21 protein-coding genes are annotated in these 26,200 nt (G+C 70.7%); 14 read left to right on the top strand and 7 right to left on the bottom strand.

Annotation, left to right across the window (positions count from 1 at the left end):
* Window positions 1–215: 215 nt before the first annotated feature.
* The 3 genes from rlmN (at window position 216) to BUQ68_RS17315 (ending at window position 3,118) form a co-directional block, all read left to right on the top strand.
* Window positions 216–1,430 (top strand): dual-specificity RNA methyltransferase RlmN, encoded by a 1,215-nt coding sequence (gene rlmN / locus BUQ68_RS17305; protein ID WP_245293302.1) that lies wholly within the window; start codon window positions 216–218, stop codon window positions 1,428–1,430.
* A gap of 91 nt (window positions 1,431–1,521) precedes the next feature.
* Complete coding sequence (locus tag BUQ68_RS17310; protein WP_075217263.1) at window positions 1,522–1,992, top strand: hypothetical protein; 471 nt, start codon at window positions 1,522–1,524, stop codon at window positions 1,990–1,992.
* 826 nt (window positions 1,993–2,818) lie between these two features.
* Window positions 2,819–3,118, top strand: coding sequence for a GIY-YIG nuclease family protein (locus BUQ68_RS17315; protein ID WP_075217264.1), 300 nt, complete (start codon window positions 2,819–2,821; stop codon window positions 3,116–3,118).
* A gap of 970 nt (window positions 3,119–4,088) precedes the next feature.
* Here the strand turns inward: BUQ68_RS17315 and uvrB are convergent.
* From uvrB to thpR, 6 genes are all read right to left on the bottom strand, one after another.
* Window positions 4,089–6,863, bottom strand: coding sequence for an excinuclease ABC subunit UvrB (gene uvrB, locus BUQ68_RS17320; protein ID WP_083656668.1), 2,775 nt, complete (start codon window positions 6,861–6,863; stop codon window positions 4,089–4,091).
* A 145-nt stretch (window positions 6,864–7,008) separates the two neighbouring features.
* Entirely contained in the window at window positions 7,009–7,707 is a 699-nt protein-coding gene (locus BUQ68_RS17325) for an SH3 domain-containing protein (protein WP_075217265.1), read from the bottom strand.
* Window positions 7,708–7,849: 142 nt separating this feature from the next.
* Window positions 7,850–9,475, bottom strand: a complete 1,626-nt coding sequence (locus BUQ68_RS17330; protein WP_075217266.1) for a copper resistance CopC/CopD family protein — start codon at window positions 9,473–9,475, stop codon at window positions 7,850–7,852.
* A 236-nt stretch (window positions 9,476–9,711) separates the two neighbouring features.
* Complete coding sequence (locus BUQ68_RS17335; RefSeq protein WP_075217267.1) at window positions 9,712–10,236, bottom strand: YcnI family copper-binding membrane protein; 525 nt, start codon at window positions 10,234–10,236, stop codon at window positions 9,712–9,714.
* 141 nt (window positions 10,237–10,377) lie between these two features.
* Window positions 10,378–10,779 carry a hypothetical protein gene (locus BUQ68_RS17340; RefSeq protein WP_075217268.1) on the bottom strand — a complete coding sequence of 134 codons (402 nt, stop codon included), beginning with the start codon at window positions 10,777–10,779 and terminating at the stop codon, window positions 10,378–10,380.
* A gap of 114 nt (window positions 10,780–10,893) precedes the next feature.
* The gene (gene thpR / locus BUQ68_RS17345) at window positions 10,894–11,433 is read right to left on the bottom strand and encodes an RNA 2',3'-cyclic phosphodiesterase (protein WP_075217269.1); all 540 of its coding nucleotides are present in this window, start codon (window positions 11,431–11,433) and stop codon (window positions 10,894–10,896) included.
* 307 nt (window positions 11,434–11,740) lie between these two features.
* On the opposite strand from thpR, the gene BUQ68_RS17350 reads away from it, so the two are divergent.
* From BUQ68_RS17350 to BUQ68_RS17375, 6 genes are all read left to right on the top strand, one after another.
* On the top strand, window positions 11,741–11,995 hold the full coding sequence (locus BUQ68_RS17350; protein WP_075217270.1) for a hypothetical protein: 255 nt from the start codon (window positions 11,741–11,743) through the stop codon (window positions 11,993–11,995).
* Between the two features lie 38 nt (window positions 11,996–12,033).
* A complete protein-coding gene (locus BUQ68_RS17355; protein ID WP_075217271.1) occupies window positions 12,034–12,471 on the top strand; it encodes a metallopeptidase family protein in 438 nt (145 codons plus the stop codon).
* Between the two features lie 115 nt (window positions 12,472–12,586).
* On the top strand, window positions 12,587–13,537 hold the full coding sequence (gene argC / locus BUQ68_RS17360) for an N-acetyl-gamma-glutamyl-phosphate reductase (protein WP_075217272.1): 951 nt from the start codon (window positions 12,587–12,589) through the stop codon (window positions 13,535–13,537).
* 113 nt (window positions 13,538–13,650) lie between these two features.
* Entirely contained in the window at window positions 13,651–14,256 is a 606-nt protein-coding gene (gene leuD / locus BUQ68_RS17365; RefSeq protein ID WP_075217273.1) for a 3-isopropylmalate dehydratase small subunit, read from the top strand.
* A gap of 89 nt (window positions 14,257–14,345) precedes the next feature.
* Window positions 14,346–14,732 carry a RidA family protein gene (locus tag BUQ68_RS17370; protein ID WP_075217274.1) on the top strand — a complete coding sequence of 129 codons (387 nt, stop codon included), beginning with the start codon at window positions 14,346–14,348 and terminating at the stop codon, window positions 14,730–14,732.
* A gap of 561 nt (window positions 14,733–15,293) precedes the next feature.
* Window positions 15,294–16,067, top strand: coding sequence for a DUF1223 domain-containing protein (locus tag BUQ68_RS17375; RefSeq protein WP_075217275.1), 774 nt, complete (start codon window positions 15,294–15,296; stop codon window positions 16,065–16,067).
* A gap of 155 nt (window positions 16,068–16,222) precedes the next feature.
* On the opposite strand, the gene htpG is transcribed toward BUQ68_RS17375, so the two are convergent.
* Entirely contained in the window at window positions 16,223–18,112 is a 1,890-nt protein-coding gene (gene htpG / locus BUQ68_RS17380; RefSeq protein WP_075217276.1) for a molecular chaperone HtpG, read from the bottom strand.
* 306 nt (window positions 18,113–18,418) lie between these two features.
* Here htpG and BUQ68_RS17385 point away from each other — a divergent pair, with 306 nt between their 5' ends.
* From BUQ68_RS17385 to BUQ68_RS17405, 5 genes are all read left to right on the top strand, one after another.
* A complete protein-coding gene (locus tag BUQ68_RS17385) occupies window positions 18,419–19,060 on the top strand; it encodes an NAD(P)H-dependent oxidoreductase (protein WP_083656670.1) in 642 nt (213 codons plus the stop codon).
* Between the two features lie 449 nt (window positions 19,061–19,509).
* A complete protein-coding gene (locus BUQ68_RS17390; protein ID WP_139315264.1) occupies window positions 19,510–20,958 on the top strand; it encodes a DUF6212 domain-containing protein in 1,449 nt (482 codons plus the stop codon).
* 8 nt (window positions 20,959–20,966) lie between these two features.
* Window positions 20,967–23,927: a glycosyltransferase gene (locus BUQ68_RS17395; RefSeq protein ID WP_075217278.1), complete on the top strand. Its 2,961-nt coding sequence runs from the start codon at window positions 20,967–20,969 to the stop codon at window positions 23,925–23,927.
* A gap of 58 nt (window positions 23,928–23,985) precedes the next feature.
* Window positions 23,986–25,317 carry a polysaccharide pyruvyl transferase family protein gene (locus BUQ68_RS17400; RefSeq protein WP_075217279.1) on the top strand — a complete coding sequence of 444 codons (1,332 nt, stop codon included), beginning with the start codon at window positions 23,986–23,988 and terminating at the stop codon, window positions 25,315–25,317.
* Window positions 25,318–25,331: 14 nt separating this feature from the next.
* On the top strand, window positions 25,332–26,138 hold the full coding sequence (locus BUQ68_RS17405) for a glycoside hydrolase family 16 protein (RefSeq protein ID WP_075217280.1): 807 nt from the start codon (window positions 25,332–25,334) through the stop codon (window positions 26,136–26,138).
* Window positions 26,139–26,200 lie beyond the last annotated feature (62 nt).

Below are 26,200 nucleotides of genomic sequence, written 5' to 3' on the forward strand. Positions count from 1 at the left end.
GCCGTCCGCGCTATATGAACGCGATCGACGGGAACGGCCGAGCCCTCAGGGGCTTTGCGGCCGTTTCGCGCGTTTGGGGCTCGCCCGGACCGCGCACTCTTTCCTGGCAGGACGCGGCCGCTTCGACGCGGACCGCCCGAGCGGACACGACAAGCACCATGGCGGTCACCCTCGACCTCTCCCGACGCCCCTCCCCGGCCGGTCCGGTTCCGCGGATGCCCGCCGAGACGCCGTCGCTCGTCGGCATGACCCGCGAGGAGATGGGCGCGGCGCTCGTCGGCATCGGGATCCCGGAGCGGCAGGTACGCATGCGCGTCGGCCAGATCTGGCACTGGATCTACGTGCGCGGCGCGACCTCGTTCGACGCCATGACGAACGTCGCCAAGGAGCTGCGCGCCATCCTGGCGGACGCCTTCACGCTGGCGCGGCCGGAGATCGTGACCGAGCAGATCAGCCGCGACGGCACCCGCAAGTGGCTCTTGCGCTTTCCGCCGCGCGGCGCCGGCCGGCCGGTGGAGATCGAGACCGTCTACATCCCCGAGGAGGGGCGCGGCACCCTCTGCGTCTCCTCCCAGGTCGGATGCACGCTCACCTGCTCCTTCTGCCACACCGGCACCCAGACCCTCGTGCGCAACCTGACTGCCGAGGAGATCCTGGCCCAGATCCTGGTCGCCCGCGACCGGCTCGGCGACTACCCGAACGCCCTGCAGGCGACCGACGGGCGGATCCCGAGCGAAGGCCGGCTCGTCTCCAACATCGTCATGATGGGGATGGGCGAGCCGCTCTACAATTTCGACGCCGTCAAGCAGGCCCTGCTGATCGCCACCGACGGCGACGGGCTGTCGCTGTCCAAGCGGCGGGTGACGCTCTCCACCTCCGGCGTGGTGCCCTACATCGGCCGCACCGGCGCGGAGATCGGCACCATGCTGGCCATCTCGCTGCACGCGGTGCGGGACGACCTTCGCGACATCCTGGTGCCGCTCAACAAGAAGTATCCGTTGAAGGACCTTCTCGCCGCCTGCCGCGCCTATCCGGGCCTCTCCAACGCCCGGCGCATCACCTTCGAATACGTGATGCTGGACGAGATCAACGACAGCCTCGCCGACGCCCGGGAGTTGGTGCGGCTCTTGAAGGGCATTCCGGCGAAGATCAACCTCATCCCGTTCAACCCTTGGCCCGGCTCCAACTACGGCTGCTCCTCCTGGGACCGGATCGAGGCCTTCGCCGAGGTGGTGAACGCCGCCGGCTATGCCTCGCCCATCCGCACGCCGCGCGGCCGGGACATCCTGGCCGCCTGCGGGCAGCTGAAGTCGGAGAGCGAGCGGATGCGCAAGCGCGACCGCGACGCCCTCGACGCCGGAGCCCTCCCGCTGGAGGCGGAGAGCGATTGGGCCATGCGCGCCATGGTGGCCGGCCACGGCGAGGACTGAGCGCGAGCCGCGTCCTTTCATTCTCGGCCTGACAGGCCGGCGTCCGTCCGATCCTCCTTCGTCCCTTCCCTCGCGTTTCGAGACGATCCCCATGCGTGCCGTCGGCCGGATCTTCGCCACCCTCCTCGGCTTCATGGCGGCGGTGACCGTCGCCGCCGGCTTCTTCATGGCCGCCAAGGTGGGGATCGAGCCCACCACGGCGGAGACGGCCGGCTGGTTCTGGGGCCAGTTCTTCGTCTACGGCGGCCTCACCGCCGCCGTCGTCGGCTCCCTCGCCTTCGTGCCCTTCGTGGTCTACGCCCTCCTCACCGAGATGCTGGGCCTCCGCTCAGTGGTGATCCACGCCGGCGCCTGGGGCCTCTTCGCCTTCGCCTGCAGCCTTGCCTTCGACGGCTTCCAGCGCGGCGACACCACGCTCCACGCCGACCGGGCGGTGATGCTGGCGACCGGCTTCGTGGCCGGGCTCGCCTACTGGCTGGTGGCCGGCCGCGGCGCCGGCCTGACCGACGCGATCGTGCCGGCCGACCGCCTGCCGCCGCCCTCTCGCGACACGACGGCCTGAGGACGGGCAGTCGGGCTTCGGGCTTCGGGCTTCGGGAGGGCCGCGGCGCTCGAGGGATCGAGCGGGTCCGTACCGACGCGCGTGCGGTCCCGCGCGGGATCGCCGCCGGGGGTTTGGCCTTTGCGATGTCTCGCCCCCGATGGGGGACCGTGGGCGCGGCCAAGCCGCGTTGCATTGGTAGAGTAGGTGCGGCTCGGCCGCGCCCACGGGCGGGTCTTCCGGTCATCCGCGCGCGGTTACAAGCCGCTACGCGTTACAGGCAGGCGTTCCTCGGCCCCGGCACGGGTCGCCCCGCCCGCACGCGGACCGCATGTCGCCGGCCGTTGCCAGCACGACACGTCAATCCACGCGATGCCTACCGAACCGTTTGTCGTCCCGGTCCTAGTGCCGGGCATCCGCCGTGCCAACCGCCCGAGTGCGACGCCAGGACATCGCCCGCGGGCCCGCATCCCCACCCGCGCGCGGTGCTGGTTCCTGGCACGCCCCCGCGGTGGGGATGAGGGGGAGTATAGGGGAGGTGGGAGGAAGGGGGATAAGTGGGGTGAGGCAGTAGGGAGTAGGCAGTAGGCAGTCGGGAGGTGGCGCCCGGTGGGGGCCAGGCGCACCATCCCTCCCCCACATCCTCCCCCGATCGTCATGGTCCGCGCAGGCGGACCACCCACGCTTTCTCATAGCGCGCGCCGATAAGCGTTTCCGATCAGCGCGTTACCCACCCCGCCCCAAAGCGTGGGTGGTCCGCCTGCGCGGACCATGACGATGGAGGTGGGGGTGGACGAGGGGCGCGCACCCTCTCGACCCTCATCGCCATTTCTGCCAACCTTCCGCCATGGAGAAAGGCGGCTGGGTGTACATCGTGACCAATCGTCCCGACGGTGTCCTCTACACCGGCGTCACCGCCGACCTCCCCCGCCGCATCGGCGAACACCGCCACGGCCTGGTGCCGGGCTTCGCCCGCAAGTACGGCTGCACCCGCCTCGTCTGGTACGAACACCACGCCGACATCCGCGACGCGATCTATCGGGAGAAGCTCATCAAGACGTGGAACCGCGCATGGAAGGTGCGGATGATCCGGGAGGCGAACTGGGGCTGGGAGGACTTGTGGGGGCGGTTGGTGGGGGAGGAATGAGCGGGCTGAGTTGTGCCGGTGGGGTGATCGGGATGAGAGGGGAGCGTTGGAGCGTGAAAAATGGCGCCCCACAGCGCCCCTTCCCCCGCGCTCGTCATGGTCCGCGAAGGCGGACCAACCACGCGCGCCCGATCGTCATGGTCCGCGGAGGGGGACCAGCCACACGCGCCCGATCGTCATGGTCCGCGGAGGAGGACCAGCCACACGCGCCGGCCGTCATGGTCCGCGAAGGCGGACCAACCACGCATTCGCGCGCGGAAAGGAAGCGCTCTGCCGCGCGCGTCCCGCGCCGTCGTCGCCCGCCAAAAGCGTGGGTGGTCCGCCTTCGCGGACCATGACGATCGCGGTGCGTGTGGCTCGGCGGCGAAGACCGTCGGAGCTGGTGCCGGGCTTCGCCCGCAAACGCGGCTGCACCCGCCTCGTCTGGTACGAACACCACGCCGACATCCGCGACGCCATGCACCGGGAGAAGCGCATCAAGACGTGGAACCGCGCCTGGAAGGTGCGGAATGGGACTGGGAGGACTTGTAGGGGCGGTTGGTGAGGGAGGAATGAGCGGGAGAGCAAGAAGGGGATGAGGCGGTAGCCGCGATAGTGCACCGCGCACGCCCCCGATCGTCATGGTCCGCGAAGGCGGACCATCCACGCATTTTCATAGGGCGCTCAGAACGGATGCATTATGCAGCGCGCGTCACGCGCCGCGTCGCCCGCCAAAAGCATGGGTGGTCCGCCTTCGCGGACCATGACGATGGCGGCGAACTGTACCCGCAAAGGCCCGCCTCCAGACTAGCGCTCCCTGAGAAATGCGATTGTCCCGTTGAGCATTGCCGCACAATAGTAATTCGTGTGTAGCGTCTCCTGCTCAGATCCGCTTCCCCGCAGTCTTGAGACGTGACTTGCTGTACTATGGCTCGATCCACTGCATTTGGAGTTTTTCCAATAATTTAGAATCGAAAAACAACCACCAACCTCACCGCCCCCTCCTCCCCTTCTTCCCTGCCACCGTCCCCGCTGCCGTGCTCGGGCTCGGCCGCTTCGGCCTTTCCCCGCCCACCGGCACCTCCGTCCGCCCCACCGTCATCTCGTCGAGGTTGTTCTTGCGCACCCGGCTCGGCGGCAGGTTCCCCGCGTTCCCGTACTTCCGCGCCCCGCCGAACGACCCGCCCGCATTATCCACGTCCGTCTGGCGGGCCAGGGGGTCGTCGCTGACGGCGAGTTCGGCGGCTTGGAGGCGTTTGAGTTCGTCGCGGAGGCGCGCGGCGGTTTCGAATTCGAGGTTGGCGGCGGCTTCGCGCATGCGCTTTTCCAGGTCCGCCATGTGGGCCTTGAGGTTGTGGCCGACGAGGGTGCCCTCCTCGGCGAAGCCGGCGTCCACGGTGACGTGGTCCTGCTCGTAGACCGACTGGAGGATGTCGCCGATCTGGCGCTTGACGCTCTCCGGCGTGATGCCGTGGGCGGCGTTGTAGGCGAGCTGCTTCTCGCGGCGCCGGCCGGTCTCGGCGATGGCGGCCTCCATGGAGCCGGTCATCTGGTCGGCGTAGAGGATCACCCGGCCGTCCACGTTGCGGGCGGCGCGGCCGATGGTCTGGATGAGGGAGCGCTCCGAACGCAGGAACCCCTCCTTGTCGGCGTCCAGGATGGCGACGAGGGCGCACTCCGGGATGTCGAGGCCCTCGCGGAGGAGGTTGATGCCGACGAGCACGTCGAAGGCGCCGAGGCGGAGGTCGCGCAGGATCTCGATGCGCTCCAGGGTGTCGATGTCCGAGTGCATGTAGCGCACCCGGATGCCGTGCTCGTGGAGATACTCGGTGAGGTCCTCCGCCATGCGCTTGGTGAGCACGGTGACGAGGGTGCGGTAGCCGGCCTGGGCGGTCTGGCGGACCTCGCCGAGAAGATCGTCCACCTGGGTCTTGGCGGGGCGGATCTCCACCGGCGGATCGACGAGGCCGGTGGGGCGGATCACCTGCTCGGCGAAGGTGCCGCCGGACTGCTCCAGCTCCCACGCCGCCGGGGTGGCGGAGACCGCGATGGTCTGCGGGCGCATGGCGTCCCACTCCTCGAAGCGGAGCGGCCGGTTGTCCATGCAGGACGGCAGGCGGAAGCCGTATTCGGCCAGCGTCGCCTTGCGGCGGAAGTCGCCCCGGTACATGGCGCCGATCTGGGACACGGTGATGTGGCTCTCGTCCAGGAAGACGAGGGCGTTGTCGGGCAGGTATTCGAACAGGGTCGGCGGCGGCTCGCCCGGGTTGCGGCCGGTGAGATAGCGCGAATAGTTCTCGATGCCCGCGCAGGCGCCGGTGGCCTCCATCATCTCCAGGTCGAACACCGTGCGCTGCTCCAGGCGCTGGGCCTCCAGCAGGCGGCCGTGGGCGTGCAGCTCGTCCAGCCGGTGCTTCAGCTCCGCCTTGATCGACTTCATGGCCTGGGCGAGCGTCGGCTTCGGCGTGACATAGTGGGAGTTGGCGTAGACCTTGACGAACTTCAGGTCCGCCGTCTTCTGGCCGGTCAGCGGATCGAACTCGGTGATGCCCTCGATCTCCTCGCCGAACAGGGAGACGCGCCAGGCGCGGTCCTCCAAGTGGGCCGGGAAGATCTCGACCGTGTCGCCACGCACCCGGAAGGTGCCGCGCACAAAGCCGATGTCCTGGCGCTTGTACTGGAGGGCGACCAGGTCGGCGAGGAGCTGGCGCTGGTCGATGCGCTCGCCGAGCTCCAGGCTGAAGGTCATCGCCGTGTAGGTCTCCACCGACCCGATACCGTAGATGCACGAGACAGAGGCCACGATGATGACGTCGTCGCGCTCCAGGAGCGACCGGGTAGCGGCGTGGCGCATCCGGTCGATCTGCTCGTTGATCGACGACTCCTTCTCGATATAGGTGTCCGTGCGCGGAACGTAGGCCTCCGGCTGGTAGTAGTCGTAGTAGGAGACGAAGTATTCCACCGCGTTGTCGGGGAAGAAGCTCTTGAACTCGCCGTAGAGCTGGGCGGCCAGCGTCTTGTTCGGCGCGAGGATGAGCGCCGGGCGGTTGGTGGCCTCGATGACCTTGGCCATGGTGAAGGTCTTGCCGGAGCCGGTGACGCCGAGCAGCACCTGGGTGCGCTCGTCCTGGCTGATGCCGTCGACCAGTTCGGCGATGGCGGTGGGCTGATCGCCCTTGGGCGAGTACGCCGACTTCACTTCAAAACGGATGCCGCCTTCGGACTTCTGCGGCCGCTCCGGGCGGTGCGGCGTCCACATCTTGCCGTCGCGGAAGAGATCGCGGCCGCCCTGGATCAGCTCCTCCAGGGCCTTGACGGTGGCGGTGACGCCGCCGGGCGGCAGGGCCGCCGCGTCCTCCAGGCTGATCGACATGCCGGCGACCGGGTTGAGGCCGCCCTTGGCGCGCGTCTTCGGGTCCGTGGAGGCGCCCATGGACGTGCCGCGCGCCGAGCGGGCGGGCTTGGCCGGCTTGTCGGGGGTGGGCTTGTCGGTGGGGGACTTGGCCTTGCGGGCGGGTGCGGAGCGGGCGGGCGCGGGGCGCGCCACGGGGGTGACGGCCGGGTCCATGCCGACCAGATCGGCGCCGGCCACGTCCGTCAGCCAGTCGGCGACGGACGACGGCGCGGCGAGCGGCGCGCCCTCGAAGGCCGCCTGCGGCGCCTCGCCGAAGCCGGGCGCCGGGATGTCGCCGGCGGAGACGCCGGGAACGGACGGATCGGCCGCGGCGTCGGCCGGGCGCGCGGAGGAGGATTTGCGGGGAGCCATGGCGCCTAGATTGCCCCTCCCCGCCGCAAAGGCAAGAGCCGGAGCCGCCGACAGGCCGGTGCGTGCTGACAGGGCCTGTCAGCAAACCGCCGCCCGGCGGGGGTCCGGGCGGCGGGGTTCGGGTCGACTGGGGTCAGGTCGGCGGTCAGTCGCAGTTCTGGCCGATCGGGCACGGCGGACCGCGGTCGTTGTCGAAGCCGCGGCGGGTGCCCTCGTCCTCGCGGGGACGATCCCTGTCGCGGTCCCGGTCCCGATCGCGATCGCGGTCCCGATCCCGATCCCGGTCGCGGCGGGCTTCCTCGCGTTCCCGCTCGCGCTGGGCGCGTTCCCGCTCGCGTTCGCGCTCCCGCTCGGCCCGCTCGCGGTCGCGATCCCGGTCGCGGTCCCGATCGCGCCAGTCGCGGTCGCGGTCCCGGTCACGGTCGCGCCAGTCGCGGTCGCGGCTCCAGTCCCGGTCGCGGAAGTCGCGGTCGCGATAGCGGTAGAAGTCGCGGTCGCGGTAGTGGCGGTCCCAATAGCCGAAGCCGAAGGTCACCACCGGCGGCCGATAGGCGCGCGGCTGCGGCACATAGACGTTGCGGTCGTCGTAGAAGCGGTCGATGTAGCGCGACGACATCCAGCCGCGCTCGTAGCCGACGGAGATGTCGCACCAGGAATAGCCGCGCAGGCAGCCGTGGATCTCCACCTCCGTGCCGCGGCGGACGACGCCGAGGCGCGGATAGTTGGTGCCCGGACCGGCGCGCAGGTTGACGTCGCCGGTGGTGATGCCCGGCGCCGCCGAGGCTACCGCCGGGGCGGCGAGAAGGCCGAGGCCCACCAGCGCCGCGAACAGATAGGACTTCATGTCATGCACCTCCCAGAGGTCGGTCGGTTATGCGCCGCCGTGATGATCCGGTCCAACGCTTTGCGATGGTGGGGAGTTCACCACGCCGGCCCTGTCCACCCCCTGAACCCGGCGTTCATCCGCCGTTCATCGGCCGGGAGGGTCACCGAAGGGTGAAGGCGCCGGCCAAACGCCGCTCCTCGAAGGCGGTGACGAGCACGCGGACCTCCACGGTCCAGCGGCCGGCGACGGGCAGCACCAGATCCGGCACCCGCCAGCGGTCGCCGTCGCGGACGGCGGGGCGACGGATGGCCGCGATGCCGGCCTCCGGCTGGGCGAGGAGCACGGCGACTTCCAGGGGCGGCGCGCCGTCGGGTGTGGGCGGGAGGACGAGCGCGAGGGCGACGGGTCCGGCGCGTCCGGGGGCGACGGCGACGGTGGCGGCGGCGGCTTCGGTGGCGGGGAGCGTGGGGTCGGCCAGCGTGGCGGTCACGGGCGCGGCGGCGAGGGCTCGGGGCGGCGGCGTGAAGCGCCAGCCGGAGAGGACGGCGAGCACCAGGACCGCGAGGGCGATCTCCACGGCCACCAGCCGGCGCAGGCCGACGCGCGCGGCCGGATCGCGACCGGCGGCGTCGGCGAAGCGCCAGCGGTTCACGGCGGCAAGGCCGAGGAGGCCGGCGACGACGGCGAGTTTGACGAGGAGCACCTGGCCGTAGGCGGTGCCGACCAGCGCCTCGGCGGTGACGGCGCCCTGCAGGACGGCGAGCGTGACGCCCGCGGTGGCGAGGGCGCCGACGCCGGCCGGTCCCGCCACGGCGAAGGCGGCGAGCAGCCGTCGGCCGGCGGGTGCGGCGGCGTCACCGAGGGACCGGTGCAGCGCCGGCAGGGCGCCGAGCCAGAGGGCGGCGAGGCCCGCGTGGGCGGCTACCGTGCCGCGCGCGAGCCAGCGGGGCTCCGCCGTCGCCGCATGGCCGCTCGCCGCGAAGGCGGCGGCTGTCGCCGCGAGCGCCGCAACGGCGAGCGGGCGGCGCACGGGCGACGGCGCGGCGAGCGCCAGGAGCGCGCCGGCGGCGGCGAGGAGCGCCAGGATCGCGGCCGGGAGGGCGCTGGTGGCGGCGCCGGCGGCCCAGGTTCGGGCCATCGCGGGGCCGACCAGCGCGGCGAGCGGGAGGCCGAGCGCGTCCGCCCCGGTGAGCCCGACGGCGGCGACGGCGGCCATCGCGCCGAGCGACGGCAGGCGGCGGACCATCAGGCCCGCGGGCGGCGCGGCCGGATCGGCCAGCACGGCGACCACGGCGCCGCCGACGCCGATGAGGAGCCCGGCCGCGAGGGCGAAGCGGGCGAGCCAGGCGGCAGCGGCGCGGGCCGGGTCGTCGGTCACCGCCGCCACGGGGGGAGCGGCGGCGGCATCGACCGGGCCGACCGTGAACACCAGGGTGCTGGCGACCGGGTGCCCGTCTTCCGACACCACCCGCACGGTGAGGGCGAAGCCGCCGGCCGGCAGCGCAGGCAGCGGCACGGTGACGAGCGGACCGTCGGTGCGGGCGGCGAGATCGACAGTTGCGCCGTCCGGGCCGACGAGGCCGACGGCCGCCACGGACACCGGCTCGTTGAAACGGAACGTCGCCGCGGCGGGCGCGGCGGCGAGGGCGGCGCCGTCGGCGGGGGTCGTCTCCAGGAGGGCGGCGTGGGCCAGGGCACGGTCGTCGCCGCAAGCGAGGCAGACGAGCAGGAGCGCGAGCCGGAGGAGGATCCGCAGGGAGGGCCGCGGCGGCGGCGGGAGGGTCATGGTCGAGCAGGCCTCGCGGCAAAGGGGCGATCGAGCCGAGACAAACAGGAAGGACGCGTCCTTGCGGCCCTTCGGGCGGCCTTGCCTGAAGGGGAAGGGTCGGGACAGCCTGTCGGCGGTCGTCCGAGGCCGATCAGGGACCGGTCGGGGGACGGACCGCGTCGTGCGTCTCGGCGCGGCGCGGTCCGTCGGAGGCGCACCCGGGCGGCGCGACGGTCGCCCGGGTGCGCGGCCGGTCAGTGACCCGCCTTGGCCGGGGCGATGCGGATACCGGGCGCCGGGTAGTCGAGGTCGGAGTCCTTCTGGCCTTCGGCCGGCACCTGGATCCAGCGCTCCGCCCCGTTGGCGCACTCCTGCACCACCGGCACGTAGAGCATGCTGTCGGCGGCGAGATCCTTGCCGAGGCTGCCGCGGAAGACGAACTCGTCGTAGTGGGCGTCGGCCAGTTCGCCGGTCCAGACGATCTCGCGCACGCCCTCGGTGACGGTGGTGCCGTGGTTCTCGAACGGCTTGGCGTAGGCGCCGGTGACGGTCTCCAGGGTCCAGCCGGCCTTCGGCATGGGCTTCACGTTGTAGACGCCGTCCGGGATGGAGACCCGGACCTTGAGGGTGGCCTGACCGTCGCAGCCGTGCGGTACGCGGAGGACGGCCTTGTAGGTGGAACCGGCGGCGGCCTCCTTCACCTCGAAGGTGGCGTGGGCGCTGGCGCCGGAGACGCCGGCAAGGACGAGGAAGGAAGCGGAGAGAAGAAGCGTGCGCATGAGCGAAGTGCCTTCGTGACGCGGGCGACGGTCCGGCCCCACGGGGTCGCGGACGCCCGCCGGCCAAGGGGCGCGGCCGGGCGATCCCCGTCGCGGAAAAGGTTGGAAAAGCGGAAGAAGCGCGGCGTGGTGGCCGCGGCGTCAGGCGAAGGCAGGCGGCGCGCGCGACGACGGCCTGGACCAGCGGGGCGGCGGCCCGAGCGGGGCCGGGGCGAGCGCGAAGAAGACCGCAAGGCCGGCACCCTCCGCGGTGACCGGGAGCGCGAGGCGGTCCGGCGGCGGCAGGGCGGCGACGCCGGCGATCTGGCAGGCGAGGCAGCAGAGCCGATGGTCGGCGGGGGCTTCGTGGTCGGGACCGGGACCGCCGAGGCTGAGAGCCGGGTTGGCGGCCGGATCGGCGAGGCAGAGGATGTGGGCGTCGGCGGCGGCGTGCGGACCCGTGCCCGGCGGCGCCAGGGCGAGCGCCGCCGCCTGGAGCCAAAGGGCCCAGACCAGCACCACCGTCGTCCACAGGCGCAATGCCGCCCGCAGGGCGTCCCGCATGAAAGGGCTCCCGTCGCCGTACGGGCTGTTGCTTACCAGTCGGATCGATCGGCGGGAAGTCCCTCCTCGGCCACACCCGCCGGTCCCGATGGATCGGGACCGTGCGAGCCGGTATCAGGCCGCCAGCGGGTAGGCCTCCTCGATCAGGTAGGGGCCGCCGCCGACCGACGCGCGGGAGGAGTAGAGCACGAAGCGGTCCACGTCGAAGCGCGGCACGCGGAAGTCGCCGTGGGCGGCGAGCCACAGGGCGACGTCCGCCGAAGTGGTGCCGCGCAGGCGGGCGATGGTGACGTGCGGCACATAGCGCCGGCCCTCCGCCGGCAGGCCGATGCGCTGCAGGATGCGCTCGTGCTCGGCCTGCAGGTCGACGAGGGCGGGTGTCGGCTCCACCCGGGCGATCAGCGAATGGGGCGCGCGGCCGGAGGAGAAGCAGTCGAGCCCCGACAGGGTGAGCCCGAAGGGCGGCCGATAGACCCGGTCGAGGGCGTCCGCCACCTCGTCGGCCATGCGGCCGTCGATGTCGCCGATGAAGCGGAGGGTCAGATGATAGTTCTCCGGGTCGATCCAGCGCGCGCCGGGCAGGCCGCCCTTGAGAAGGGAGAGGTGCGTCTTCACGGCGGCGGGGATTTCGAGGGCGGTGAAGAGCCGTGTCATGGGCGACCTCCGGATAGGCGATGGACCGTCGGCAACGGCGGATCCGGACACGGGCGCCCATGCGCCCCACGCCAGAAACCCCGCGCCCGACCACAACGCGAACGGCGGATGCCGGAACCCCGGACCGGACCGCGCGTCGGCCGGCCGACGCGAAACCCGGCTGGAGCCGCGGCCCCGGGCGGCTTCCGGCGGACGGGGCGATTCCGTCCGGCTCGAAAGCGCTCTAGAGTGTGGGGACAAGCGGCGCTGCGATGCAAGAGGCTGGACCGTCCCGCCGGCGACAGAGACCGCGACGGGAGGCGGCGCCATGGCGCGAGAGAAGAAGCCGGATCCGGACGCGGCGCGCGCCGCGGCGGCACGACGCGAGATGGAACGCATCACGGCCCAGTCCGGTGCCTTCGACCGGCCCATCCTGGAGCGCACGCGCGACCGGCTGGGCGACCACTTCGGGGCCGCCGACACGGAGGATCCGGTGGAGCGGCGCGCCGCGCGGATCGGTCGCGCCCTGTCGCTTTTGGCGACGGTGGGTCTTCTGGCGTGGCTGGTGGTGACATATCTCTAAGAAAATATCCGCCATCACCGGGAGGAAACCACAGGACCATGGCCCGACTGGACGACAGCTCGCATCGGATCGCCCGCTGGCAGGACGCCGCGGCGCCGGACCTGGACGATTTCGTGGCCCTCGGCGAACGGGCCCTGGCGGACCTGCCGGAGACCTTCCGCGCCCTTTGCGGCGACGTGGAGATCCGGGTCGACGACTTCCCGGACGAGGAGGCGCTGAAGGAACTGGGCCTTGAGAGCCCGTTCGATCTCCTCGGCCTGTTCCAGGGCGTCGGGATCGCCCACGACGCCGCCGTCGGCCACACCGGCCGCCTGCCCAACCGGGTCTGGCTCTACCGCCGGCCGATCCTGGACTATTGGGCCGAGCACGAGGAGACCCTCGGCGCGGTGGTCACCCACGTGCTGGTGCACGAGATCGGCCACCACTTCGGCCTCTCGGACGACGACATCGACGCCCTGGAGGCGACGACCGCCTGAGCGGGGCTGGTGCGCGTCGGCGCGGCATGACAGCGGGCGGCGAAAATGCTAGGAGGCGCGCGTCGGATCCGGGCGGTGGCGCCCGGCCGGCGGCTCTTCGGACGGACGGCAGGCCATGACCCTTCAGCGCATCTTCATCGACGGCGAAGCCGGCACCACCGGGCTGCAGATCCGCGAGCGCCTGGCGGGCCGCTCGGACGTGACGCTGGTCTCCATCGCGCCGGAGAAGCGCAAGGACGCCGACGAGCGCCGCCGCCTGCTGAACGCCGCCGACGTGGCCATCCTCTGCCTGCCGGACGACGCGGCGCGGGAGGCGGTGGCGCTGATCGAGAACCCGCAGACGCGGGTGATCGACGCCTCCTCGGCCTACCGGGTCGCCGACGGCTGGACCTACGGCTTCGCCGAGATGGCGCCCGGCCAGGCGGCGGCGATCGCGGCGGCGACGCGCGTCTCCAACCCGGGCTGCTACCCGCAGGGCCTGATCGCCACCGTGCGCCCGCTGGTGGACGCCGGCCTGTTGCCGGCCGACACGCCGATCACCCTCAATGCCCTTTCCGGCTATTCGGGCGGCGGCAAGGCGATGATCGCCGACTACGAGAAGGCCGAGGATCCGGCCCCCTACCTGCCCTACGGCCTCACCTTCCGGCACAAGCACCTGCCTGAGATGAAGCGCTACGCCGGGCTTGCCCACGACCCGCTGTTCCAGCCGGCGGTGGGCGCCTTCGCCCAGGGCATGCTGACCTTCGTGCCGCTGCAGCTCTGGTCCATCCCCGGCACGCCGGGCGTGAAGGCGATCCACGACGTGCTGACCGCGCGCTACGACGGCGAGGCTTTCGTGTCGGTGGCGCCGCTGGAGACGGTGGACCGGCTGCCGATGCTGGACCCGCGGCTCTTCAACGACACCAACCGCATGCGTCTGCACGTGTTCGGCAACGACGACCGGCGCCAGGCGCTGCTCATTGCCGTCTACGACAACCTCGGCAAGGGCGCGTCCGGGGCGGCGGTGCAGAACCTCAACCTGATGCTTGGCCGCGATGCCACCATGGGGCTGGTGCAGGCGGCCTGACGGCGCGCCTGCCACCGTTTTCGCCTTGACCGAGACCGGGCGGCTTCCCTAGAGACAGGGACACACACGGGCCGCCCGACGGGGCGCGCCCGGCCATGCGCTCGAGGGATGCCATGCAGAAGTTCACCGTGCTCACCGGCGTCGCGGCCCCGCTGCCGATCGTCAATGTCGACACCGACATGATCATCCCCAAGCAGTACCTGAAGACCATCAAGCGCACGGGCCTCGGCACCGGCCTCTTCTCGGAGATGCGCTACAACGAGGACGGCAGCGAGAACCCGGACTTCGTGCTGAACAAGCCGGCCTACCGCAACGCCCAGATCCTGGTGGCGGGCGACAATTTCGGCTGCGGCTCCTCGCGCGAGCACGCCCCGTGGGCGCTGCTCGACTTCGGCATCCGCTGCGTGATCTCCACGTCCTTCGCGGACATCTTCTACAACAACACCTTCAAGAACGGCATCCTGCCGATCGTCGTCACGCCGGAGCAGCAGAAGCTGCTGATGGAGGACGCCGAGCGCGGCGCCAATGCGACACTGACGGTGGACCTCGCCGCGCAGACCATCACCGGGCCGGACGGCGGTACCATCCACTTCGAGATCGACCCGTTCAAGAAGCACTGCCTGCTGAACGGCCTCGACGACATCGGCCTGACCATGGAGAAGGCGCCGGCGATCGCGACCTTCGAGGACAAGCTGGCCGTGGACCGCCCCTGGGCCTGAACCGCCTGGCTTTGCCTTTCCGCCGATCCGGCGCCGGGACGATTCCGGCGCCGTTTTCACATCCGCCCGACGCCATCAGGGACCTGCCCATGACCCGCCGCCTCATCTCCACCGGATCGCCGTTCGAGGCGATCGCCGGCTATTCTCGCGCCGTGATCGACGGCGACTGGGCCTTCGTCTCCGGCACCACCGGCTACGACTACGCCGCCATGGCCATGCCGGAGAGCGTGGAGGACCAGACCCGCAACGCCATGGAGACCATCGCCAAGGCGCTGAAGGAGGGCGGGTTCGAGCTCGCCGACGTGGTCAGGGCCACCTACTACATCACCGACGCCGCCATGATGGACGTGGTCTTCCCCATCGTCGGCAGCTACTTCCGCGACATCCGCCCGGCCGCCGCGATGGTGGTCTGCCAGCTCGTGAAGCCGGAGATGAAGGTGGAGATCGAGGTGACCGCCAAGAAGCGGAGCGCCTGAGACGGAGAAGCGGAGCGCCTGAGACGGAGAAGCGGAGCGCCTGAGACGGAGAAGCGGAGCGCCTGAGACGGAGAAGCGGAGCGCCTGAGACGGAGAAGACGAGCGCCTGAGACGGAGAAGCGGAGCGCCTGAGACGGAGAAGCGGAGCGCCTGAGACGGAGAAGCGGAGCGCCTGAGACGGAGAAGCGGAGCGCCTGAGACGGAGAAGACGAGCGCCTGAGACGGAGAAGCGGAGCGCCTGAGACGGAGAAGCGGAGCGCCTGAGACGGAGAAGCGGAGCGCCTGAGACGGAGAAGCGGAGCGCCTGAGACGGAGAAGACGAGCGCCTGAGACGGAGAAGCGGAGCGCCTGAGACGGAGAAGCGGAGCGCCTGAGACGGAGAAGACGGCGTCCGCGGGGCGACGGGCGCCGGGTGCGCGCTTCGGCGAAGCGGCGCGTCCGTGCGGGCGTTGACGCACGTGTCAACCAGAATTGAGTGGCACGGACCCCGCCATGCTCCATAGTGGAAGCATGGAACGCGGGCGGCGATCGCCTTGCGGACGGCGGATACTGGACCCAGCGATGACGGTGCGCGCACACGGACGGATCACAGGCAGGCGGCTCGGACCGCTGGCCGTGGGCTGCGTGCTCGCCGCGCTGGCGATCGGCCCGGCCGCGGCGGAGCCGGTGACGGTGGTGGAGCTCTTCACCAGCCAGGGCTGCTCGTCCTGCCCGCCCGCCGACGAGACCATGGCGCGGCTTGCCGCCGACCCGAACGTGGTGGCGCTGACCTTTCCGGTGGACTACTGGGACTATCTCGGCTGGCAGGACACCTTCGCCCGGCCGGACTTCTCCAAGCGCCAGAAAGGCTATGCGAAGACCCGCGGGGACCACGCGGTCTATACGCCCCAGGCGGTGATCAACGGCACCGACGCTGTGATCGGCTCCGACGAGGCCACCGTGCGCGCCGCCATCGCGTCCGTGAAGGCCGAGGGACGGATCCCGGACGTGGCCATCCGCGCCCGGGTGGAGGGCGACAAGGTGGTGGTGGAGGTGCCGGCGGGTATTCCGCCGGAGGGCGAGCGCTCGGCGCTCTGGATCGCCGCCTACCGCAAGCCCACCACGGTGACCATCGAAAAGGGCGAGAATACCGGCCGCACCCTCACCTACACCAACGTGGTGGAGCGCTGGCAGGTGCTGGGCATCTGGGACGGCACCGCCATGACGGTGGAACTGCCGCTGGCCGACATCGTCCAGGACGAGACCGCCGGCTGCGCGGTGATCCTGCAGACGAAGAAGAAGCACGCCCCGAGCCGCATCATCGGCGCGGCGAAGATCGATCTGTCGATGAACTGAGGGGTTGGGTCGCGGCTTTGGCCGGCGGCCCCACTCCGGACGCTTGGCGTCCGACCCTCCCCGCAAGGGGGAGGGTGGTGCCGTCGGCCCTTACCCGAACGCTGCGCGTCCGACCCTCCCCGCAAGGGGGAGGGTGAAGGCGCGTGGGGCTGGCGTCAGGCGAAGGCCTTTTCCATGAGGGTGGCGACGGCGGCGGCGAAGGCGGCGGGGTTGTCGGGGGCTTCGCCGTCGAGGATGCGGGCCTGGCCGAGAAGAAGCGGCGCGGCGTCGGTGACCGCCGACGGGTCGGCGGCGGCCTTGCCGGCGAGGGCCTTGATGAGGCCGTGGCGCGGGTTGATCTCCAACACCGGTGCCGTCAGGGCATCCCGACCCTCGTGGCGGGCCATCAGCTTCTCCGTCATCTTGTCGAGGCCGAAGTCGCTGGCGACGAGGCAGACCGGGCTGGAGGCGAGGCGCGCCGACGTGCGCACGTCGGCGACGGCATCGCCGAGCGCGGTCTTCAGGGCGCCAATGAGGGCCGCCACGTCGCCGGCATCCGCCGCCTCGCCGGCGGCCGGATCGGTGAGCGGGATGGCGTCGAGGTCGGCGGCGCCTTGCGTGACCGACTTGAAGGGCTTGCCGTCGAAGCCGAGGGCGGTGCGCACCCAGAAGGCGTCGACCGGATCGGTGAGGAGCAGCACCTCGATGCCGCGGGCCCGGTAGCCCTCAAGATGCGGCGAGGCGAGCACCTGCTCGGGGTTCTCGCCGAGGGCGTAGTAGAGCGCCGTCTGGTTTTCCTTGAAGTCCTTCACAACGTCGGCGAGCGAGCGCCAGGCCTCGCCGGAGGTGGTGGTGCGGAAGCGGGCGATCTTGAAGAGGTCGTCGCGCCGGTCGGCCGCCTCGTAGAGGCCCTCCTTGATGACCGGGCCGAACGCGCCCCAGACCGTCTCGAACGTGGCCACGTCGGCTTCGGCGAGCTTGGCGAGCTCGGACAGCACCCGGCCGGTGACGCCCTTGCCGATCGCCTCCAGCACCGGGTTCTTCTGCAGCATCTCGCGCGAGAGGTTGAGCGGCAGGTCTTCGGAGTCGATGACGCCGCGCACGAAGCGCAGCCAGCCCGGCAGGATCTCCGCCTCGTCGGTGATGAAGACGCGGCGGACGTAGAGTTTCACCCGGCCCTTGCGGGACGGATCGAACAGGTCGAACGGCTTCTGCGACGGCACGAAGAGGAGCACCGCATACTCGTGCCGGCCCTCCGCCCGGTAGTGGAGCGTCAGCGCCGGCTCGTCGAACATGCCGCCCACGTGGCCGTAGAACTCCCGGTACTCCTCCGGCGTGACAGAGGCCTTGGGCTTGACCCAGAGCGCGGAGCCATCGGCGAGGTCGCGGGTCTCGTCCTTGCCGGCCTCGCGGAAGCGGATCGGCACCGGCACGTGGGCCGAATAGGCGCGCACGATGCGCTCCACCGTGTAGGGCTCCGCGTAGGTCTTCGCCTCGTCGTTGAGGAAGAGCTCCACCCGGGTGCCGCGCACCGGCGCTTCCTCGAGCGGCACCGGGGCGAGCTCGAAGGTGCCCTTGCCGTCGCTCTCCCAGGCGAAGGCTGAGTCGGTGCCGGCCTTGCGGGAGACCACGCGCACCCGGTCGGCCACCATGAAGGCGGAGTAGAAGCCGACGCCGAACTGGCCGATCAGCTGGTTGCCCTCCTTGGCGTCCTTCAGGCTGTCCAGGAAGGCGCGGGTGCCGGAGCGCGCGATGGTGCCGAGATTGTCCTTGAGCTCGTCGTGGCTCATGCCGATTCCGTTGTCGGCGACCACGAGGCGGCCGCCCTCGGCGTCGCCCTCGATGGTGATGGCGAGCGGGGCGTCGTCGCCGGCCAGAAGCCCGGTGTCGGCGATCGACAGGTAGCGCAGCTTCTCGCAGGCGTCGGCGGCGTTGGAGACCAGCTCGCGCAGGAAGATGTCCTTGTCCGAATAGACCGCGTGGACCATCAGGTGCAGGAGGCGCGAGACCTCCGCCTCGAAGCTGTGGCGTTCCGCGCCCGGCGTGTCGCTGAGGGTGGTGGTCATGGCGATGCGTTGTCTCCCCTGGCAGCCCCTAGAGCATTCTCCGATCAAGTTGCATGACTTGATCGATGAGAGAGTGCTCCAGTTCATTGAAACTGGAGCGATTTCTTATCGAGCTGACGATTCCGTCAGGTCGGAAAGCGCTCTAGTCGGGCGCTGTTGACTGGAGGGCGGCCCGAGCGGCCCGCCCGGCGCGCGAGATATCGCCCCGCGCGCCGCCGGATTCAAGCGTCGGGCCCTGATGTGGATCAACGCCGCCGCGACGGCGTTCGGCCAGGATGCCGTCGACAGTGACCGGAGGCACGGCCCATGGCTTCGCGCGATCCGACCGACACCGACCCGCCCCCCGCCCCGACCCGGTCCTCGTCCTCCGGTGGCCGGCGGATCGTGGTGATCGACGGCCATCCGGATCCGGACCCGGCGCGGCTCTGCCACGCCCTCGCCGACGCCTACGCGAAGGGCGCCCGGACGGCGGGCCACGGGGTGACGGTGGTCCGGCTCGCCGACCTGGAGGTGCCTTTCCTCAGGACCCAAGCGGCGTTCGAGCACGGCTCGGTGCCGGACAGCCTGAAGCCCGCGGCCGACGCGGTGGTGGCGGCGGACCATCTGGTGCTGGTCTTCCCGCTCTGGCTCGGCACCGCGCCGGCCCTCCTGAAGGCCTTCCTGGAGCAGGTGGCACGGCCCGGCATCGCCTTCGCCTACCAGGACAAGGGCATGCCGGTGAAGCGCTTCAAGGGCAAGTCGGCGCGCCTCGTCGTCACCATGGGCATGCCGCCCTTGATCTTCCGCTGGTGGTTCGGCGCCCACGGGGTGCGCGGCATCGAGCGCAACATCCTGGCCTTCGTCGGCGTCGCGCCGATCCGCCGGACCCTCTTCGGTGTCGGCGGCGGCCGGCCGGCGGCCGAGGCACTGGTCGCGCGCCTGCGGGCGCTCGGTGCCGAGGGACGGTAGGCCGTCCTTTCTTCCCTGTTTCCTCTTGAATTGTCGGGCCTGTCTTAAGCGCCCTTTCACGCCCGGGCGCTTGCCGACGGTCGGCGCATCAGCGTGGCCGACGCTTAAGGACCTTTCGCTGACGAGTTTCAAGGACAGTTAATATTGCACTGCACGCTTACCGTAACGGCGCGCGGCGGAAACCCGGCTTGCGTTCAATTTGAATCATATTGGCCGGCCGTCGATCGATTTTTACAAAAAAAGATATTGTTGCATGGGGACCGAACGCCCGACAGACTAGTACCTAACAGAATAACGAAGTTTTTACTTTTCGATCTCGGATCGTTGCTTTTGCACGACTTCGGGAGATCATCTTGCAGGACAGCGATCAGGAGTGATCCATGGGGCAGGCGGCGCAGAGATTCGAGCTCAATCCGGACTACCTGAGCGGACTGCTATCTGAACCGGTTGTGATCGCGATCGGGCTCGACCGGGACGCCCTCGGGGACGAACTCATCCACGCCGCCACGGTGGTGTGGCTGGAAGGGGTGCGGGACGGGGCCGCCACCTTCACGGACGCGCGCGGCGTGGTCTCCACGCTTCTGGAGGCGCCGCTCTACACCGCCGCGGTGCTGGTGCAGGAGCGCGGGTCGCTCGCCGAGAAGCGCCTGTTACGCTGGCTGGACGACCGGGGCGTGACGGCGCGGGTGCCGGTGATGGAATGGTGCCTGGAGCGGCGGGCCGACGGCATCGCCCGCATCCTGAAGGAGATCACCCGGCTGGTGTCGGTGAGCGCCCGCGGCCGGGTGCAGGGCTTCCGCGAGCTGTCGGCGCTCCGCCAGATGAACGAGGACCTGCAGAACCGCTTCGCCGCTCTTGAGGGCTTTCTCGCCCGGCGCGGGCTGCAGCCGCACGACCTCGTCTTCTCCAACGATCCGGAGATCGACCCGTCCCACCCGAACCTGATGGCCGAGTTCGCCGCCGACGGCATCGCCCAGATCCTGCCGGTCGCCTCCGACGGGGTGAGCGCCATCGGCATCCATTTCGAGCGCCCGCCCCTCGACGGCGACGCCCGGCTGGTGGCCCAGCTCGTGAGCCTGGAGGACCAGCGCATCCTCGACCGCTGGGTCGTGCCGGCGGCGGACATCGCCACGGGCTGGACCGTGCTCGGCCTCACCCGGGCGCTCGCCGGCGTGCGGCGCACGCTGGAGCTCAGGCTGAAGCTGCAAGGCGACGAGCACTCCCTGCCGGGCCTATCCCTCGGCGGGCTGCAGCCGATCGAGATGTTCCGCATCCGCAACGCCGCCACCGGCGCCGCCATCCTGAAGAACAGCCTCGCGCTCCAGGTCTGGTGCGGGCTGCCCGGCGTCTCCCTGCCCGGCTGGGCGACGGTGATCCCGGCGGTGTCGCCGGACAGCCTGCGCGACGGCTTCCGCGACGAGCCGGTGGCGCCCGGCATCGTGGACCTTGCCGAACTCGCCAATCCGGACGAGGTGTCGTTCGACTTCGCCGCCGTGGTGGCGGTGCCGCACGAGCGCGGCGTGCAGGTGCATCCGCCGGCGACCGGTATGACCATCGGCCGCCTGCCGGCGGTCTGCCCGCCGCACGTGATCCGCATCTCGGCGACGGCGAGCGTGGCGAACCCGCAGGCCCGGCCGGTGGACTTCGCCATCGTGGTGGCGGCGGACGTCGGCCGCGCCAAGGCCCTCTTCGCCGGCCAGCGGCTGCCGATGCCGGGCGAGGCCTTCTCCGGCTGGATGAAGGCGGACGGCGAGGACGCCCGCCGGGTGAGCGCCTTCATGACCGACCAGATCGACGCCTGGCAGAGCATCTTCGTGGCGACGCGCATGCACGAGCCCGGGGACAACTCGTTCGCCTGGGCCCGCTTCTCCGACATCAGCCTGATGGTCAACGAATGAGCCGCCTCATGACCGACCGCTCCGCCCGCCCGGGCGTTCCTTCGCCCGCCGGCCGCCCCGCGCCGACCAACGCCTTCCGGCCCGGCGAGACGACCGCCACCGTGGCGGTGGTGATCCCCGCCTACAAGCACTCGGTGCTCCTCACCGAGGCAGTGGAGGCGGTGCTGGCCCAGGTGGCGCCGTTCGGGATCGCCACGGTGATCGTGGACGACGGCTGCCCGTTTCCGGAGACCCAGGAGATCGGCCGCACCTACGCGTTGGCCGAGCCGAGCGTGCACTATCTGCGCAAGCCGAACGGCGGCCTGTCGTCGGCGCGCAACCACGGCATCGCCTATGCGCTCCGGACCTTTCCGGACCTGGAGGCCATCTACTTCCTCGACGCAGACAACCGCATCACGCCGACCACCATCGCCTCCGTGCTCGCCTTCATGAAGTCGAAGCCGAACGTCGACTGGGTCTATCCCAACATCGACAAGGTGGGCATCGGCTGGAACGGCAACTACACGGCCGACTATTCGCGCTTGCTGCACCTGACGTTCGACAACATCTGCGAAGCCGGCAGCATGGTGTCGCGCAAGATGCTGGAATCCGGCGTGCGGTTCGACGAGACCATGCGGCAGGGGTTCGAAGACTGGGACTTCTGGCTGCAGGCGATCGACCGGGGCTTCGAGGGGGCCAACTACCCCTTCTTCGGCTTCGAGTATCGCCAGCGGGCCGAGAGCATGCTGCGCGACAGCAACCGCGCCCGGGAGAGCATCCTCGGCTACATCCACAAGAAGCACAAACGGCTGTTCAAGACCGACACGCTGCTCGCCTTCGAGCACGAGGAGACGCCGCGCTATGCCGCGGTGGGCGTCGGCACCTATCAGGTGGAGACCTTCACCGATCCGGTGCTGCCGCACGCCAAGCTCGGCCTGGAAGAGCTGGTACGCCGGTTCTGGGCGGCCAAGATCGAGCCGGAGACCTACGGGGTGCCGCCCTTCTGGGTGTGGATGAGCGCCAACCACCGGGACGCGTTGCGCCGGCTGGGGCTTCTCCACACGGTGCTGTGGCTCGGCGAGCGGGAGGCGGACCGCGCCAACTTCGTGGCGCTGCGCCTGGAGGTCTGCCCGACCGCCATCGAGGTCGCCGTGCGCAAGGTGGGCGCGGAAGGCACCCGCTTCGACCAGCCGGCGGCCTGGATGGCGACACGCGGCATCATGGGGGCCTGCGTGGACGACCCGACCGACGGCTGGGTGCGGTCGCTGCGCACCAGCCAGCCGGGGCCGACCATCACAGAGATCACCATCAAGGCGCCGTTCACGGCCGAGGAGATGCAGGGCAGCGCCCTGTCGGCCACCAACACGCTGCTGGCGACCCTCGGCGCGCTCCGCGACAGCGGCTTCCGCTCCCAGGCCGGCAAGCGCTGGATCTGGCGGTCGGCCTATCTGCCGGACCGGTCGCGCTATCATGCGCAGCTTCGCCACGCGGTGGGCTCGCGGGCGGTGATGCCGCGCGTCTCGCCGGAGGGCGGGCCGGTGCGGGTGGGCTTCCTGTTGCCGATCGCCAGCTTCGGCGGGGTGGAGAAGGTCGCCTACGCGGTCGCCCGGTGCCTGAAGGCGGCGGGGTGCGAGGTGCACCTCTACATCCTCGGAAAGCCGGTGTTCGCCCGCTCGCCGGAGGCGGAGGGCGTGTTCGCCACGGTCAACTTCCTCGCCGACGACTACCCGCTCTGGGGCGGGCCGAACACCTTCGCCGGCCACGACGTGACGCTCGCCACCGACCCGTCGTCGCGGACGGAAGACCTGATCGGCTTCCTCTCCGGGCTCGACGTGGTGATCAACAACCAGGTGGCCGTCGCCAACGCGGCGCTGGGAGCCCTTCGCCAGCAGGGCGTGAAGGTGCTCGACTATGTGCACGTGCTCGACAAGACGCCGGTCGGCCGCGACGCGGGCCACCCCTACCTGGCGCTCGCCTTCGAGCACGTCTACGACACCATCCTGACCTGCTCGCGCGACATGGGCCGCTGGCTGCACGGCATGGGCGTGCCGAGTGCAAAGCTCATGCACATCCGTAACGCCGCCAGCTACACACTGCAGCCGGAGGAGCGCGACCAGGTGCTGGCGGAGCGTCGGCGCAAGCCGAAGAGCCGGCCGCTCAACGTGCTTTTCCTCGGACGGCTCGACCCGCAGAAGGGGATCGAGCGGCTCTACGCCGCCGCCCGCGACCTGAAGCGGCGGGGCGTGCCGATCGAATGGCGGGTGGTCGGCAGCGACGTGATCTCGGCCGGCGCCGGCGGCTCGTGGAAGGAGCGCTTCCGCGACATCGGCGTGCCGGTGGTGCCGCCGATCCATTCCAGCCGCGATCTCAACCGCGCCTACGGCTGGGCCGACGTGCTGGTGCTGCCGTCGCGCTGGGAAGGCGCGCCGCTCGCCATCCTGGAGGCGCAGCGCCTCGGCTGCGTGCCGGTGGCGACGAACGTCGGGGCTGTGCACGAGTTGATCGACCACGGCGCCGACGGGCTGATGCTGGACGGCACCGACGACGGCACCATCGTGCGCTCGCTCACCGCCACGCTGACCCGGCTCGCCGGCGACCTCGGCGAGGTGGAGCGGCTCTCCGAGGCGGCGAGCCGCCGCGGCGCCTCCGCCACCTGGAAGCGCACCGCCGAGCCGCTGGTGCGCCTCCTGATGAGCTGGTTCCCGGACCGGCTCGCCGCCCCGCCGCGGGTGGAGAGCCTGCGCGGCATGCGCCTGATCCGTCGCCCGCGCGGCGAGGCGGATCCGGCGCTTGCCCCGGCGCCAAGCGCCGGCGCGGCCACGGAGCGGGCGGACGGTCCCACCATGGACCTCACCGCCAACGCCCCGGAGCGGCGAGAAGAACGGCGGGAGGAGCGGTCGACCGCCCTCGTGCCCACGCCGCCGGTCCAGGGACCGGCCGCCAAGACGGCATCATCGCCCGACCGGGTGATCGTCGCCGCCGCGTCCTGATCGTCCAGACACCAACACAGTCACCGATTTTTCAGCGTTTCCCAAGGAGTTCAATCCCATGAAGAAGCTTTTCGTGCTGAACGGCGGCGCCGCCGTCAAGCCGGGAAACAAGTCGGCCTACCTGGACTTCCAGGACCCGGTCGCGGCCTTCATGAAGGGCGGCATCAACACGGGCGACGTGCTCGTCTACGACGCCACCCTGAAGGCGCTCGCTTATGACGAGATCCGCAACGTCCAGTTCAACCATGCCAAGGACCCGGCGCTGTGGCCGGCGGACGGCAGCTATGACGCGACCATCATCCGCGGCTCCAACTACCTGACCGAGACCCTGGACCTCGGCCACGTGGTGCCGCTCCTGGAGAAGCTGAAGGGGCCGATCGTGCCGATCGGCGTCGGCGCCCAGGCGGGCAAGTACAAGAAGCTGCAGATGCCGGCCGGCAGCGTCCGCGCCTGGAAGATCATCGCCGACAAGTGCGAGACGATCGGCGTGCGCGGCTTCTACAGCGCCGAGGTGTTCAACGACATCGGCATCAAGAACGTGCGGGTGATCGGCTGCCCGAGCTTCTACCGCTCGCTCCGTCCGTCCATCACGCTCAGTAAGGTCGACCCGGCGGCGGCCCGCGTGGGCCTGACGCTGAACAAGTATCTGGCGGCCGACTACGCCTCCAACGCCACCAAGACCAACCGCATGCAGCGCGCCCTCATCGAGGCGGTGGCCAAGCGCGCATCGAGCACGCTCTACTCCCAGGGCGAGCGCGAGGAGACGCTGGCCATCTATACGACCGGCGAGGAGAAGATCGCCCACGTGCGCTCCATCCTGGCGAAGTTCGACCTCAGCGGCCACAAGGAGGCCGAGGACCTGCTCGCCAACCGCATGCGCGCCTGGTTCGACGTGGACGACTGGGCCAAGGACGCCGCCAAGACCGTGGACGTGATGGTGGGCTTCCGCCTGCACGGCAACGTCATCGCCCTCCACCAGGGCATCCCGGCGGTCTTCTTCACCTACGACACCCGCATCCGCGAGCTCGCCAACACCTTCGCGGTGCCGGCGGTGGAGATCGAGGACTACATGCCGGTGAACCTGGAGAAGATCCTGGAGAAGGCCGACTTCTCCAAGGTGGAGCACATCTACCGGCAGAACTATGCCGAATACCACCGCTTCCTGACCGAGAACCGGCTTAACCACGTGCTGGTGAAGCCCGTGGCCCAGCCGCCGGAGAAGGCGCTGTCGACGCCGAACCGGGTGGACGTGCAGCCGACCATGGACGAGGTGATCGGCTGGTTCCGCGGCGAGGTGGACAAGATGTCCGGCGAGGTGGAGGCCCTGCGCAACCGGGCCTGGTCGCTGGAGCTGGCGCTGAAGGACGCGCGCCAGCCGAAGGTGGCGTGAGCCGGAGCAAACCCGTGCGGCGGGCCCCTTCCCTCCAGGGGGGATGGACTCGCCGCGCCTGCCTGACGGCAGGGCTCGGCCTCGCGGGGATGCTCGCGGGGGCCGGGCCTTCGCGCGCCGGCACGCCGGGCGGCCTGCCGGGTGCGCTGACAACAGCGGGCGGCGCGTGGCGGCTGTCGTTCGCGGAGGACTTCTGCGACAGCGCCGGGTTCGACAGCCGCTGGATCAAGGTGACGGCGGGCGGCGACCAGCACGTGACCGACCGGCTGCCGGAGAACGTGGTGGCGGCGGCCTGCGACCTGGACCTCATGCTCGGCCACCAGGACCACCCGCGCCGGCCGTTCACCGGCGGCTATGCCAAGACGCGCCACTTCCGCCAGACCTACGGCTATTTCGAATGCGCCATGCGCATCGCGGACGAGCCGGGCGTCAACAACGCCTTCTGGCTGGTGTCCCATCCGGACAACGAGCGCGATGGCGTGATGTATGAGCTGGACATTGCAGAGGCAAAGGCGCCAGACAAGCTGAACCTTGCCGTCCACCGCTGGCGCCCCGGTCCGAAGTGGGCGGAGGGGCATCAGGTGCGCCTCGGCGTGCCGCTCGCCGACGCCGTGCACCGCTACGGGCTGCTCTGGACGCCGGAGCGGCTGACCTTCTTCTTCGACGACCGACAGGTGTGGGAGACGGACAATCCGGTCGCCCACTCGCCGGCCGAGATCCGCCTCTCCAACGCGGTCGGCGCCTTCGCGGGCGTGACCGACGGGGATGTGCGGGGCGCGGCGACGCGGTTCGACTGGGTGCGGGTGTTCCGCGCGCTCTGATCCCGTCCGACATCCGGACCCATCCGATCGCCAGAAGCCGGGCGGCCTCGCCGGCCCACGCC

Source organism: Mongoliimonas terrestris, assembly GCF_001927285.1.
GTDB classification, from domain to species: Bacteria; Pseudomonadota; Alphaproteobacteria; order Rhizobiales; family Pleomorphomonadaceae; genus Chthonobacter; species Chthonobacter terrestris.

What these genes read in the sequence shown, in the direction of transcription:
- leuD (WP_075217273.1), top strand. Translation starts at nt 13,651, where the DNA reads ATGCAGAAGTTCACCGTGCTCACCGGCGTCGCGGCCCCGCTGCCGATC.
- htpG (WP_075217276.1), bottom strand. Translation starts at nt 18,112, where the DNA reads ATGACCACCACCCTCAGCGACACGCCGGGCGCGGAACGCCACAGCTTC.
- thpR (WP_075217269.1), bottom strand. Translation starts at nt 11,433, where the DNA reads ATGACACGGCTCTTCACCGCCCTCGAAATCCCCGCCGCCGTGAAGACG.
- argC (WP_075217272.1), top strand. Translation starts at nt 12,587, where the DNA reads ATGACCCTTCAGCGCATCTTCATCGACGGCGAAGCCGGCACCACCGGG.
- BUQ68_RS17400 (WP_075217279.1), top strand. Translation starts at nt 23,986, where the DNA reads ATGAAGAAGCTTTTCGTGCTGAACGGCGGCGCCGCCGTCAAGCCGGGA.
- BUQ68_RS17335 (WP_075217267.1), bottom strand. Translation starts at nt 10,236, where the DNA reads ATGCGCACGCTTCTTCTCTCCGCTTCCTTCCTCGTCCTTGCCGGCGTC.
- BUQ68_RS17330 (WP_075217266.1), bottom strand. Translation starts at nt 9,475, where the DNA reads ATGACCCTCCCGCCGCCGCCGCGGCCCTCCCTGCGGATCCTCCTCCGG.
- BUQ68_RS17355 (WP_075217271.1), top strand. Translation starts at nt 12,034, where the DNA reads ATGGCCCGACTGGACGACAGCTCGCATCGGATCGCCCGCTGGCAGGAC.
- rlmN (WP_245293302.1), top strand. Translation starts at nt 216, where the DNA reads ATGCCCGCCGAGACGCCGTCGCTCGTCGGCATGACCCGCGAGGAGATG.
- BUQ68_RS17385 (WP_083656670.1), top strand. Translation starts at nt 18,419, where the DNA reads ATGGCTTCGCGCGATCCGACCGACACCGACCCGCCCCCCGCCCCGACC.
- BUQ68_RS17395 (WP_075217278.1), top strand. Translation starts at nt 20,967, where the DNA reads ATGACCGACCGCTCCGCCCGCCCGGGCGTTCCTTCGCCCGCCGGCCGC.
- BUQ68_RS17370 (WP_075217274.1), top strand. Translation starts at nt 14,346, where the DNA reads ATGACCCGCCGCCTCATCTCCACCGGATCGCCGTTCGAGGCGATCGCC.
- BUQ68_RS17375 (WP_075217275.1), top strand. Translation starts at nt 15,294, where the DNA reads ATGACGGTGCGCGCACACGGACGGATCACAGGCAGGCGGCTCGGACCG.
- uvrB (WP_083656668.1), bottom strand. Translation starts at nt 6,863, where the DNA reads ATGGCTCCCCGCAAATCCTCCTCCGCGCGCCCGGCCGACGCCGCGGCC.
- BUQ68_RS17315 (WP_075217264.1), top strand. Translation starts at nt 2,819, where the DNA reads ATGGAGAAAGGCGGCTGGGTGTACATCGTGACCAATCGTCCCGACGGT.
- BUQ68_RS17350 (WP_075217270.1), top strand. Translation starts at nt 11,741, where the DNA reads ATGGCGCGAGAGAAGAAGCCGGATCCGGACGCGGCGCGCGCCGCGGCG.
- BUQ68_RS17310 (WP_075217263.1), top strand. Translation starts at nt 1,522, where the DNA reads ATGCGTGCCGTCGGCCGGATCTTCGCCACCCTCCTCGGCTTCATGGCG.
- BUQ68_RS17340 (WP_075217268.1), bottom strand. Translation starts at nt 10,779, where the DNA reads ATGCGGGACGCCCTGCGGGCGGCATTGCGCCTGTGGACGACGGTGGTG.
- BUQ68_RS17325 (WP_075217265.1), bottom strand. Translation starts at nt 7,707, where the DNA reads ATGAAGTCCTATCTGTTCGCGGCGCTGGTGGGCCTCGGCCTTCTCGCC.